Genomic DNA, 13,311 nt, shown 5'->3' with positions numbered 1-13,311 from the left:
TTTGTGTTGTTCATACTTCAATAGTTATAGGAACCATTGGAATACACCGAATACTAATGTCGAAACGATCGCTAGTGTTAGACCAACTGCGGTTTCATAAGGAATCAATTTCAGACGCTCTTTCATCTGCATGTTCACACTGCCACCAGTTGCGTGGAAGAAGCTGCCGTGAGGCATGTGGTCTAATACAGTCGCACCAGAGTGAATCATTGCCCCTGCTCCTAGCGAAGCTACGCCAAGTCCCATGATGGTGGAGCCGAACACAGAGCTTGCTACGGCTGTGCCTGCTGTTGTCGATGCTGTTGCAAGAGACATTAACGCACCACTGATTGGAGCAAGCAAGTATGCCGGTAGGCCAGATGCAGTAAGGCCGTCGATAATAACATCCTTTAATTGCGAATTTGCAATGATACCAGCTAGTGTACCTGTCCCGATTAACATGACGGCTACACCCGTCATTTTACCAAGACCAAATACAGCGAACTCATTTAACTTCTTAAATCTTCCCATTGCAATGGCGCCTACGATACCTCCTACTGGAAGCGCGATAACTGGATCAATTACGATGCCTGCAATTGGACGAAGGGATAACAAGATAATGGCTACAAGTGGAGCTAGAAAGGCTGTAAAGAAGCTTGGAAGCTGCTCATTCGGATTATTCGTTACCTCAGAAGCTTCTACTTTGCTGCCTTTATTGTTTAAACGCTTTGCGATGAAGTACGTTACGATAATCCCGAATACGGCTGGGATTATACCTGCTGCCATCAACGAAGTTAATGGAATGTGAAATGCATCTGATGCGGCAATCGCATTCGGGTTTGGTGACATGATGTTACCGGCTTTACCGCCGCCGATCATAGCGATCAGAATTGCCAATTTCGATAGATTCGCACGTTGTGCAATAGCTAATGCAATGGGTGCTACAGTAATAACAGCCACATCCACGAATACGCCGACCGCTGTAAGCACCATTGTTGCTAAGGCTAATGCGAGTAATGCCCGTGTCTCGCCGGCCTTCTGAACCAACGTCTCTGCAATCTTTTTCGCCGCGCCTGATTCAATCAATACACCTGCTAACACACCTGCTGCCAAGATGCGAAGCACGGCAGGAATCATCCCTTTAGCACCATCCATCATCAGCGTAATGGTATCCACCATACTCACGCCACCGATTAAACCACCTACTAACGCACCGATCATCATGCCGTAGGCTGGCGGTACTTTTTTCAATATTAGAACGATTGCCACAACCAATGCAGCTAAAGCACCTAAAACGCTTACACTCACTGTCATGAGTTATTCCTCCCCAGTTTTACACAGAGTTGTATATATCGATATGTGGTTTGAGCTCATACCTATACTTTAGCGAATTTTTGTAAGCGTTTCATTAGGCGGAGAAATAAATATTTCGCATCGATTGATGTTTTTTTTGTGCATATGCACATATAACCTCTTATTCATCACAAGACATAGCAGAATGCTCCAACAAATATAACCAACGCGCACTCATGAGTAGGAACAGCTCCTGATAATTTCTTGGATCTTTCCCTGTGAGCTCGGTTATACGCTGGAGTCGGTAGCGTAACGTATTCCGATGAATGCGCAGTCGTTCAGCGATATGCTGTTGCTCCCCACTTTCGAAGTAAAATAGATCTAATGTCTGCTGAAGCTCACCACTACGATCCTCCTCCACAAAATGCGCCCATAGCTGCAGCAAATCCTCCGACATCCAATGATGTACACTCGGAACGACCATCGTCTCCAGTTGCAGATCCGTTGCATAATAAACCGGCTCATCCGGATATATTGCATAGCCTGCACGCATCGTATCTTCTGTGGATTGAATGGACTTCATCATCCCTTGAATCCCTGTAAAAGGTTTGCCTACCGCGATACGTAGTGGAGAAATCTCCTTTACATCTAACCAACGTCTTATCTGGTGAATTCCTTCACATATATCCGTATGCGGCTTCCGCTCATGGAGATGCTCCTTGACCAGAACAACTTGTCTGGCATTACGAATGGTAATCAATTGAACAGCCGGGCGTCCTTCTAATACATCAGTTACCCGCTTCATTGTTGCCATTAGATCCTCTTCATTACGATTAATTAATTCAATGATGCATGCGATATGAGGCTTATCCACCTGAAAATGAATCTGCTGTGCTTGATGTCGCAATGTTTGTACGTTCCCCTCATCGCCATTCATCACCGCGAGCAGGAAATTCTCCTTCATTCGTTTGTCCCATTGAGCCTGCTCTAACAGCTTCATATGCTCAAGATACATTTCCGCCGTCATCTTCACCAATTCACCATACTTCGTTACTTCATTGGGATCACCAGTAATCCCAATAACACCAACAATCTCATTCTCAAACTCAATAACAAGGTTCGTGCCGGGCAATACCCCCTGCAATCTAGCGGCGCTCTCCTGATCAATCTCGAATCTGCCACGACGCTCTATCGCGAGTAATGCACCCTCATGTGATTGCCCTAACCGCTTACCATCTCCAGACCCAATAATTCGTCCTCGCTTGTCCATAACATTGACGTTGTACCCAATCACATGCATCGTACGTCGAACAATTTCCATCGCAACTTCTTTTGTCAAACCCCTCATGGCTATTACCTCCTATTTAGAAATTCTCTATGCGAACTCTTGTGAACACTCTTTTCCTAGTTCACGCGCGATATAATATACTTCTAAGATCTTATCATTATCACAAGCCGGGTCTGATTGAAACACTACAAGTATATATTGCGGAGAATGGAGATCATAATCGAACTGGTATGTGGAATGATGTAGCGCAAGTAATCCTCCTCTTCTAATTGCCAACCTCTTTTTATAGGCATAAAATTAGTTGAGCATGTATAGATAAATTAGGACAGGGATGGAGTAGGAATGAATGAGAAAGTAGGAATGAATGATAAAATTGTCATGCCATTATGGACGATGTGCCTCTTTATTGTAGTGATGAACACAACGATGTTTAATGTATCGCTTCCAACCATTATTCAGGATCTCCAAATTTCTGCTGACCTAGGCTCATGGGTCATTTCCAGCTATTCGATTGGATATGCGTTGTCGACGGTTATTTATAGCCGGTTATCCGACTTGGTGCCGATTCGCAAGCTCTTGACCATTGGCTTAATTACGCTTGGGACAGCATCAGTGTTTGGATTGTTCGCACATGACTTTAATATGCTATTGATTACAAGAATCCTACAATCTGCGGGCGCCGGATCTATGGCTGGATTGGGGCTTGTACTCGCCAGTCGCTATGTTCCGATTGAAAGACGCGGCGCTGCTATTGCGATGATCTCGGCGGGTAGTGCAATGGCCTTTGGTTTGGGCCCTATTGTCGGTGGTGTCATCAGCCAGTACTTTGGCTGGAACGGATTGTTCGGCATAACTTGCCTTGTGCTTATCGTGCTGCCGGTACTGCTGCGGTTATTGCCTAAGGAACAGCCACAGCCTGCAAGCTTTGACATCCTGGGGGCGGCGCTGACCGTTGTAAATGCGGCAAGTTTACTGGTAGCTGTAACTACCCAGTCGCTTGTATGGCTAGCGGTGGGTGTAGTGTCTATTATCGTTCATGCCGTACATCTGAAGAAGGCAAAGGAATCATTCATTAATCCGCAGCTGCTTACCATGCCGGGTTACTTGAAATTGGTTGCCGTAGGCTTTTGTATTCTGGTGCTGAACTTAGGGAACTTGTTCCTGATGCCGCTTGCGCTCGCTAATCTGTTCGATAAATCAGCGCTGATGATTGGATTGTATATCGCACCGGGAGCGTTATTATCTGCATTTCTGACCCGTTATGTGGGACGTTTTATTGATCGGTACGGTAATATACGCTTCTTAGTGATTGGACATTGTATACTTGCAGCCGTTATGGCTGTGTTTGCCCTGAATCTTTCTGTATCACCTGTAGTACTACTGCTAGGTTATCTATGCTTCTCTCCCGCTTTCTCAGCTACGATGGCATCCTTAAACAATGAAACTTCTATAGTTCTTCCAAGGACTTGGATTGGTTCTGGTATGGGGCTTTTACAACTGGTTCAATTCTTCGGAGGCTCTGCATCTGTTGCAGTCTGCGGGCTTTTGCTGCATGCTCAGCGTGATATCTCCCCTGCAAAAGCATATCAGCATGTATACGGCGTGTTGCTCCTCGTTTGCTTGTGCTCGTTAGGAATTCTTCTTTTATATAGACGTTCTAACGCCAAGAGTAAGGTTGGGCAGTCTATGCACACCTAGAACTGAAACGAAAAGGTAATAAAGACGTATCAGATGCTATAGCAGAACTAAGGAAGGAATGGTAATAATGGACAATGGGATGAATGTAATCTTATTTGAAAAAATGCCGGAAGGCGGGCTGCGAGTCATTGAGGAACGCACGTGGAGCATGAATATGATCGCAGCGCTAGAGCATGTCAATTATATTGTGGTTGGCAGTGTTGAATATGAAACGGTTGAAGGACGGCTGAATGTAGATGAAGGCAAGCTGGAGCTTTTACTTGTTCCGATGCACAACGAATGATTGAGATAAGGGAAGGAGAACCTTACGATGTCTAAAGATGAAAAGGATAAGGAATTAGCGGTATCCAAATTATTCACTTCTGATGGTAAGCCCATTCGAGTATTATCTACTTCGCTAGGCATAGCTTTGTTAGCGAATGCTATGTTTATTCCTGGCGGCGCAGGGGCTAGTGCAAATACTTCTGGAGATGAACCACAGCTAGTGTCCTGGTCTACCGAAGAGGTTAAAGCCTATTTTGACAAAAATGTGGATTGGAATATTCCATATCCGGAAGGTGCACAAGAGGTAGAACAGGAAGGTCAAGGTGTTGTAACCAATAATGGAACGACGGTAGTGAATAACTATGGTGGATATCATTCAGGTTTTGGTTGGGATGACTTGCTGCTATATCACATGCTGTTTAACAGTGGTGGCAATTACTCTTCCAGAGGATGGTCTAAGGACCGTCCAACTTATTATGGAGGCACGAGAACAACTTATAAGCCGCCTACCTATAGCAGTGAGAAATTCCAGAATAAGAAGGTTCCCGGTTCTGTTGTAAAGCCCAAAACATCGACTTCCTCCACAGGCTCCATTACGAGAAGAGGTTCTTCCTCAAAAAATGGAATCGGTGGCACTTCCAGCGGATTAAACTCTTCGAAGAACTCTAAATCTAGCTCAGGCTCGAAGTCCTCTTCGAGATCAGGCTCAAGTAAGAGTGGTTTTGGCGGATGAGTGAGCAGCAGAGTGTATTTGAAATTCTAGATCAGTCTGAGCTTGAAAGAGGTCCACGGGTCAAAACGTTATATGAACTCGGGTTCACTTGGGCTGATCTTGAGGATGAAGAGTACTGGTTGGATGCAATTGCTCTAATGCACAGGGACACTTATAAGGAGCTTGAAGAAGCCTCATCAAAACTCTGGGCCATCCTCGATAAAGCGGTTCGCTATGTTCATCTAAAGCGCGATTTGTATGAACTGCTTGGGATTCCCCCTGTACTTTGGGAGATGCTTGACGGGTGTCCTATGCCAGAAGAAGGATTCATTAGTCGGTATGCCAGATTCGACTTTGCCATAGCCCATGATGGGACGATTAAGCTGCTCGAACTGAATGCGGATACCCCAACAGGTTATGTGGAAGCCTCGATAGCTACACCATGGATCTGTGAGCAAGCTGGAATGCAGAGTCCAAATCAAGGGATGAAGGCACAAGTTGCGGCAGCTTGGCAGGTAGAACGTCCGGATACCGCAGCTTGTGTGGCTTATGGATCTCATCTTGAAGATTCAGGTACGATAGAAGCATTAGTGAAGCACAGTGGTCTCGATATCCAGTGTGTGGATTGTCTTGATCTGTGGGTCGACAACGGAATTCTCAAGGATGGGGAGGACCGTGTGATCGAGCGGATGTTCGCTCTATATCCTAAAGAGTGGATGGCTGTGGATGAAGGTGGCGATGCCCTCGCCTATGCGGTAGAGCAAGGCAATCTTCAGCTCTTTAATGGTCCTCACAGTATATTGCTCCAATCCAAGGGGCTGGTTGCAGCGGTGTGGGGAATGTATGAGCTGGGCCTGCTATTCGACAAGGAAGAGCGAGAGACGATCTCGCGCTATATTTTGCCTACTTATAATAAGCCTGTATTCTCAGGGAACTTTGTGTCCAAATCTGTTTTTGGTCGTGAAGGGGGTTCGGTGCGCATGTTTGATGATAGCGGTGCGTTAGAGCTTGAAGATGAAGACGGTTATGACAGTAGTCAGCTCTTCCCCACTGTGTATCAAAAAAGAGCCGATTTAGCACGGATAACGACATCAGAGGGTGAATTTCATCTACTGACAGGCATGTTCGTGATTAACGGGAAGCCTTGTGGTATGCTCGGCCGAGCGGGCGGATTGATTACAGGCAATGCCAGTCATTTTATTGCGTTGGGAGTGAGATAATTGGATAAGAGCAAGAAAGCCCGAATCGGAGTCTTATGTATGATGCTTTTGACGGTACTGTTGCTAAGCGCATGTTCCAGTAATCAGGGCAGTGTATTTGATTCAGGAACAGCTGAAACTTCAGATAGTGTAGCACGGGTACCGTGGGACTATCGGGTGGTAGAGAGTACTGTAGGGGATTTAATTGGGAGTGACATGACGGTTTTGCCGGATAATGAACTGCTCCCGAATGATGGGAATTATGCTACTGGCGATAAAATTTGGACACTTCAGTTCATGGACGCCGAGTTAATCACGGATGCTGATCAGAAGAATGAAGTCCGCCTGTCTTCATGGAGCACGATTAAGTCTTATGCAGATGAAAAAACGGCAGCAGAGGATCTTACCAATCTTAAAGTATCGGTAACCACTGATGTTGATATTGTAGGAGTATACAAGACTAAGTATAAGGATAAAACAAGAAACTTTGCGGTGCTTGAGCTCCCTTCAGGTAATCGGATTAAGCAGCCGATTGATGATGAACGCTATACCGCATTAGAAAAAAAGAAGACCGCTTCCGTAGTCCTTGAGGAAGTACATGATTTTGCCGACTATGATTCGGCTTATGCGAAATTTCGGGGGTGGGCGAAGTGACGATGGTGGTTAATTTGGTAGTGAGTGTGTTTGTGATTATTCTTTTGCAATTGTTAGGCATGGTGATCTTTGGTTTGATGACTCCGTTTAAAGATATGGAGGAGCTGAAGAAAGGCAATGTGGCTGTAGCCTTGGCTTTAGGCGGCAAGTTTCTGGCAACGGCTATTATTATTGGCGTAGCGGCATATACGAATACCTCCATTCTGCACATGATCATTTGGTTTGCGGTAGGTTATGTGTGCTTGATTGCGGCTTATTGGATCTTTGAATTGGCAACCCCAACCTTTAAGATTTCAGAGCATCTGGAGAAGGGAAATGTGGCAGTAGGCACTATGCTTTGCTTGGTGTTTATTGGGACAGCATTTGCGATTAGCAGTTTGATTGTTTAGTTCGAGTATGAAATAGGGTTGAGACAAAGGTTGCCCCGATCCATCCGTCGAGTGGCAGCCTTATTGAAAATCTAAGAAAGTATAAGTTTTACTTTTAGCTTGATGTGAAGAAGGGGTGGGCAGATGCATCTGTTTCTGAGAATTTCCACCAAGATGATGCGGTTGCGTAAACGGACTATAGGGTTAATTATTCTGATCTTTATAGTTCTTAGTGCGTCGATTGCTTACCTGATTGAGCCGGGTACGTTTCACAGTTGGTTTAATGCATTCTATTGGGTTATGACAACGATGGCGACAGTGGGGTATGGGGATTATTTTGCAGAGACCGTAGTTGGAAAGCTGTTTACCATGTTTCTATATATCTTTGGTATCGGCCTCCTCAGCTTGGTTATTGGTAAGGTCATTGACTCCATTGCGGAGGTGCAGAGAAGGAGGGGAGCGGGAACGTTGAGCTTTCGGGGAAAGGATCATGTGATTCTGATTAATTGGAGTAAGAAAGCACAAGCTGCCGTAGAGGAGATTCTATGCTATTCGCCGAAATGCCACATTGTCATCATTGATGAGACAGGAAGTCATCCTCTGGAGCATATGGATCAAGTTCACTTTATAAGTGGCGATGCCTCCAGTGATGAGATTCTTCTTAAGGCTAACATCCATGAAGCAAGAGCAGCCATTGTGTTCGGGGACACAAGGATTGATGAAGCATCGCTGATCGACGGCAAATCTTTGTTAATTGCCTCTAGCATTGAGCGCATTGCGCCACAAGTACATACGACTGTAGAAATAATGCAAGAGAAGAATATACAGAATTTCAGGCATGTCCAAGTAAACGAGTTCGTTCTTTCGCATGATGCCATCTCCAGACTGGCTGTTCGTTCTGCGCTGCAAGAGGGCAACTCTGAGGTGATAACGCAGCTGCTGAGCCGTAAATATGGTGATGATATTTATGAGATTCCAGTGAGTGCTACGTGGAAGACTTATGGGGATGCGTTTCAGAGCTTGCTCTTGCAAGGTGCAACCTTATTGGCGGATCGTAGCGATCTAAGTATCAATCGAAAGCTGGATCAGGCTATTCCTAAGGATGCTAAATTGTATGTTGTTTCCGATGAAGAGACGTATCGTAGGATTAAGGGTTAGGCCAGAAGTAGCTGGATTAGGCGGATTTTCGGAAGCTGAGGCTTCGCGGGAATCCGCCTTTTTTGATAAAACGTGACTTATTTCACTGTTAAAATTGTTTTCTGTTCAGATTTTGTTCAGATCCCTTCCTTATTATGGTATATTATGTCCTAAGAACTATAATGGGGAGGATAAAAGCCACTAGGGTTTCGGTGATGTGCAGGAAGCGACGTTCTCTCATGAAGCGATTCGTATTGAGGATGGAAGCGAGAAAGAGGCGTAAGGAGAGCTCTTTTTTTTCGACAAAAAGATACAAGATGTTACATTTGAGTTTAAGTATATGTTGTATATTACCGTTATAGATAATACTAGGTAGCATAACGCAATGCTAAAGGAAGTGATCATTTGAGGAAAATAATCGCTGCTGCACTGTCGATTCTAGTAGGTATCACAGGTCTAACCGCTTGTGAAAATACGCCAGCTCCAACAGCGACATCAACACCGACTACATCCGTCACTACTCCTACGAAGTTACCCGTTCGCGAAGATTCAAATCATGATTCTACGGTAGCCCAGACGCAGGAAGTAACTAACTTAGAGCAGTTTATTACCTCGAAACTCACAGGTGAGTACGGTATATATACTAATTTTATTGAAACAGATCAGTCGGCGGAAGCGGCGAGTGGACACGAAGTTCTGAGTGAATCGGCATCTCTCCGGATGCTGGCAGCTGTGCGTAGCGGCCAACAAGAGAGATTTGCAGAGCAATGGCAACTAGCTAAGCAAACCTTTGATATCAACAGCGGTTTCAGCTACCGTTACAGTCCTAAACAGCAGAAGCTATACCCCTTGAATGCTGCCGTTGATGATTTGCGTATGATTCAAGCTCTTTATGAGGCAGGGGAGAAGTTCGGCGATAAACGTTATACAGCTGAAGCGGATAAATATGGCGAAAGATTTTATGATTATAATGTAAAAGACGGAAAACTTTATGATTTCTACGATATGGAATATTCTTCAACAAACACATTCGTCACTTTGTGTTATATTAATTTGGGCACTTTGCGAAAAATGTCGATTCCTAGCCAATTTAGTAAGAAACTGACGAATGATTTGAACGGAATATTGGAAAACGGATATTTATCGGATGAATTCCCCTTTTATGAGACACGGTTTAATTATGAGACCGGAAAATATAGTTCGGAAAACATCAATACAGTAGAGTCGCTTTTATCCATTCTAACCTTAGCTGAGGTGGGCCAGCAGAAAGCCACCAGCATTGATTTTATCAAGCAACAGGTTGAAGCTGGAACGTTGTATGGGCAATATTCGAGAGAAGGTAAGCCGCTGAACGATATCCGCTCCACAGCCATTTATGCCATTACGGCTATGATCGGCGCAGAAATCGGCGATGAATCTCTCCACCATAAAAGCATTGAAAGAATGAACGAGTTCAGAGTAACAGATGTGGATAGCCCACTGTACGGAGGATTCGGTGATGTCGCTAGCGGCCAAGCTTATTCTTTTGACAACCTGATGGCATTACTGGCCTATGTCTATTAACTTAAACTTATTGTATTGAAGGTGAACCTGCATGATGGACAACACGGTGAAAACGCCTCTAAGGCAGGGGATAGCACTTGCTAATTTATCGGTTTCTCCTGCATTTCTTGCTGCATTTGGAGTGATGCTTATTACCATCATCGCGCTGTTCACAGCTCCGTATGTCGGAGTGGCGGATAACGGTGACTTTTTCCGTAGCATTTATAGTAATGGACTCTATTTCAATCTGCCGGATTATGATAGTCAGTACTTTGGTTATTTTGTGAAGCAATATGGGATCTTTCAATATTTTAATGAGAATGGTGCAATGTTATTTTCCTCTCAGTCCTTATTTATCAAGCTGGCTATAGGACTTAACAAGTTGTTCTTCAGTAGTGAGGTATTCGACATCCGCTTTCAAGCGGCGATTTATACGATTCTATATGTAATCGCAATTTACTTATTAATAGAGGCTATTACATGGAAGATGTCCCGAAAACAGGGATTCATCATTGCAGGTATTGCTATTTTTATATTCGGAGATACCGGTTATACGGCTTATTTTAACTCCTTTTACGGCGAAAGCGTTGTGATGATCACGATGATCTTCATGTTCGCTTCATGGCTGATGTTATATCGAAAAAGATTCAATGACTACGCGATGCTGGCCTTATTCGTAATTAGCACGCTGATCCTGACTACTTCTAAGCAGCAGAATGCGCCAGTGGGTATGATCATTGCTGTTCTGGCATGTTCACTGCTTTGGATTCGTAGAGACAAGATATTTCGGATTCTGACAATGGCGTCTCTTGCTCTGATGCTGTTCGCAGGTGTGTTCACGTATTTGAATATCTCAAATGAGTTCGTAAACATTAACCAGTTCCATGCCATGACCCGAGGGGTGCTGAAGGAATCACCTGATCCAGAAGCCGCTTTAAAAGCGTTAGGGATGGACGAGCAATTCGCCATTCTGAAGAACAGCATTCACTATGAGAAGTACGTGACCATAGACGTGAATTCACCACTTCTCGAGGAGAATTTCTACAGTCGTTATGGATTTGTATCCATCCTTAAATATTATTTAACGAACCCTGACCAGCTTAATTCGATTCTTAATGTAGCTGCTCAAAGTGCATTCTCGATTAAGCCTGCGGCTATGGGGAATTTTGAGCATTCCGTTGGTAAGGAGTTTCGAGCACAGAGTCACTTTTTCACCGGATACAGCCAACTGAAACAAACGCTGGCCCCGCGAACATTCGGGTTCATCTTCCTCTGGATGGTGCTTGTCATCGGTCTCTATATGCCTTCCTTTGTAAAAGCGATCAAGTCCCGTGATTTCAGAGGTATGCAGCGAATGGTATTGATTGTCGCTTCGATTGGCATTGGGCTTTCAGGTATTTTTGTATCGATTATCGGGGCAGGCGATGCCGATATTTCCAAGCATGAGTTCTTATTTACATTATCCTTTGATTTAGTCACTTTTCTGACCCTATCCAGTGTGATTGGGCGTAGAGTTTCTAAAAACAGCAATCGGGTTAAGCGGGTTAGCAAGAGCACCCCTTCTAGCCCGTATACAAAGCCTCAAAAGGATGTGAGTGTGTGAGCATCAGAGGAGTTTTAAACGGTATATTGCTACTGACGTTGACCCTAACAGCCCTTCTGATTCCGGTCACACCTGTCCAATCTGCTGCTTCGCCACAGCAGGTCCTACTACTCTACGACAGTATCGCTAAGGGGACGACGAAGGAAGGCAACGTGACTGAACTCCAGCGACTGCTGGCGGCCTATTCCATGAAGGTCACACTTAGAAGTCTGGATCAATATGAACAAGGGATGCTGAATCATTACTCTAAAGTGATTATGGTCCGTAATGCAGCGGATATTTTGATTACTAATAAATTTTATGTAGAGGATTGGGAGCATTATCAGGGACAGTATTTGCACATCGGGTACAGTCCTCCAGCCTCGCTGAAAAAGAAACTACAGTTAACCACAGATGTTATGTATGACGCGAATCCAGATCTCCAGATCGGACAGTTCTCGGGAATTTCACTTCAGGTACAGGATATGCTCTATATAGCCGGAAGTCAGGGAACCCAGTCCCTTGGAAAGCTGATCTTCCAGGATGATAGCCTGCAAGCACCTTATGCTGTGAGTAAAGAGGATGCTGCTTATGTTCCGTATTTTGAACAAGGGAATGTCAGTGCACTAGCAATGGGGTATGTTCTGAAGGATTGGCTTCATATCAAGGCAACGCCTAAAGTGTATCTTGCGATCAAAGAGATCTATCCCTTCTCTGATCTGGGACTGCTGACAGAGACTGCGGAGCGGCTGTATCAAGTGGGGATTCCTTTTCTCGCAAGTGTGCGGCCAGTGTTCAGCAATACCGATTATCCGGCAATGCAGCGTTATTTGGTAGCCATCAAAAGAGTGCAATCGAATAATGGCAGCATTCTAGTCAATGCCCCTATTGCGATGCATTCAACGAGTACTAGTAATATGGATCATTCACTTCAGGTGAAGATGAACGCGTTCATTAATCTGCTGGTGCACAACAAGATTGGGCCGCTTGGAATCGGAGCACAAATGCACTGGGCGTATGACAAGGAATACTCGGAGGCGGGGATGGGGTTTTTCAATTCTGTGACACTGTATCCGGATGAAAATGTTGATTATATGGAGCAGAGCGACACCTCCAAGTCCTTTCCATCCTCTTTGTATAGTGTGCCGATTGATTTTTTGCAGGATCTGCAAACATCCAATACTGTGATGCCAGAACTGCCGATGGATACGGTAATCACTGTGGATATGCCTAAGGATAAGGAAGAACTTGAGGAAATGCTGAAGATGCTGGAACAATACTGGGTTTCTTTTGCGGATTATAAACAAGAAAGGCATGAGGTTGTTACAGACGTCAATACGATCACTTCATCAGAAGGAGTGATTTCTATTAATGGACAACCCCTGAGTCTGAATTATACGCCAGAAACAGTGAATAGCGATTATCGGTATACAGAAGAGCAGAAGAAGAGCTTTACGACGCTTTTTAATATACAGAATCAGTTCTTTATAGTTGCGATAATGATTTCTCTGTTGCTATTTGGCGGATTAATGATCATCGGATACCGATTGTATAGGAAAAAGTATTTGAAATGAGACAACTAATCGTGATTTGGA

The 13,311-nt window shown here is 44.5% G+C and carries 12 protein-coding genes; 10 read left to right on the top strand and 2 right to left on the bottom strand.

Annotation, left to right across the window (positions count from 1 at the left end; genetic code table 11):
• Positions 1-24: 24 nt before the first annotated feature.
• Positions 25-1,293: a GntP family permease gene (locus PAENI_RS12465; protein ID WP_076284937.1), complete on the bottom strand. Its 1,269-nt coding sequence runs from the start codon at positions 1,291-1,293 to the stop codon at positions 25-27.
• Between the two features lie 160 nt (positions 1,294-1,453).
• Positions 1,454-2,620: a sugar diacid recognition domain-containing protein gene (locus PAENI_RS12460; protein WP_149645451.1), complete on the bottom strand. Its 1,167-nt coding sequence runs from the start codon at positions 2,618-2,620 to the stop codon at positions 1,454-1,456.
• Between the two features lie 282 nt (positions 2,621-2,902).
• Here PAENI_RS12460 and PAENI_RS12455 point away from each other — a divergent pair, with 282 nt between their 5' ends.
• The 10 genes from PAENI_RS12455 to PAENI_RS12410 all read left to right on the top strand — a co-directional run bounded on the left by PAENI_RS12455 (position 2,903) and on the right by PAENI_RS12410 (position 13,290).
• Positions 2,903-4,258 (top strand): MFS transporter, encoded by a 1,356-nt coding sequence (locus PAENI_RS12455; protein WP_262495588.1) that lies wholly within the window; start codon positions 2,903-2,905, stop codon positions 4,256-4,258.
• Positions 4,259-4,325: 67 nt separating this feature from the next.
• Positions 4,326-4,541 (top strand): hypothetical protein, encoded by a 216-nt coding sequence (locus tag PAENI_RS12450; protein WP_042192779.1) that lies wholly within the window; start codon positions 4,326-4,328, stop codon positions 4,539-4,541.
• Positions 4,542-4,568: 27 nt separating this feature from the next.
• The gene (locus PAENI_RS12445) at positions 4,569-5,255 is read left to right on the top strand and encodes a hypothetical protein (RefSeq protein ID WP_149645450.1); all 687 of its coding nucleotides are present in this window, start codon (positions 4,569-4,571) and stop codon (positions 5,253-5,255) included.
• Positions 5,252-6,454: a glutathionylspermidine synthase family protein gene (locus PAENI_RS12440; protein WP_149645449.1), complete on the top strand. Its 1,203-nt coding sequence runs from the start codon at positions 5,252-5,254 to the stop codon at positions 6,452-6,454. The genes PAENI_RS12445 and PAENI_RS12440 overlap by 4 nt, the downstream gene beginning before the upstream one ends.
• Positions 6,455-6,493: 39 nt before the next feature.
• Positions 6,494-7,087: a hypothetical protein gene (locus tag PAENI_RS12435; RefSeq protein WP_188114552.1), complete on the top strand. Its 594-nt coding sequence runs from the start codon at positions 6,494-6,496 to the stop codon at positions 7,085-7,087.
• Positions 7,084-7,476, top strand: a complete 393-nt coding sequence (locus PAENI_RS12430) for a DUF350 domain-containing protein (protein ID WP_149645447.1) — start codon at positions 7,084-7,086, stop codon at positions 7,474-7,476. The genes PAENI_RS12435 and PAENI_RS12430 overlap by 4 nt, the downstream gene beginning before the upstream one ends.
• A 153-nt stretch (positions 7,477-7,629) precedes the next feature.
• Entirely contained in the window at positions 7,630-8,613 is a 984-nt protein-coding gene (locus PAENI_RS12425; protein WP_316502819.1) for a potassium channel family protein, read from the top strand.
• 384 nt (positions 8,614-8,997) lie between these two features.
• A complete protein-coding gene (locus tag PAENI_RS12420) occupies positions 8,998-10,155 on the top strand; it encodes a glycosyl hydrolase family 8 (RefSeq protein WP_262495587.1) in 1,158 nt (385 codons plus the stop codon).
• A 31-nt stretch (positions 10,156-10,186) separates the two neighbouring features.
• Positions 10,187-11,737, top strand: a complete 1,551-nt coding sequence (wsfD, locus tag PAENI_RS12415; protein WP_188114541.1) for a glycan biosynthesis hexose transferase WsfD — start codon at positions 10,187-10,189, stop codon at positions 11,735-11,737.
• Entirely contained in the window at positions 11,734-13,290 is a 1,557-nt protein-coding gene (locus tag PAENI_RS12410) for a hypothetical protein (RefSeq protein ID WP_149645445.1), read from the top strand. The genes wsfD and PAENI_RS12410 overlap by 4 nt, the downstream gene beginning before the upstream one ends.
• The last annotated feature ends 21 nt before the right edge of the window (positions 13,291-13,311 follow it).

The organism is Paenibacillus sp. B2(2019) (assembly GCF_008370385.1).
Lineage (GTDB): Bacteria > Bacillota > Bacilli > Paenibacillales > Paenibacillaceae > Paenibacillus_AQ.
Note: the sequence above shows the minus strand (reverse complement) of the source record. Positions and strands in the feature narration are given on the sequence as shown.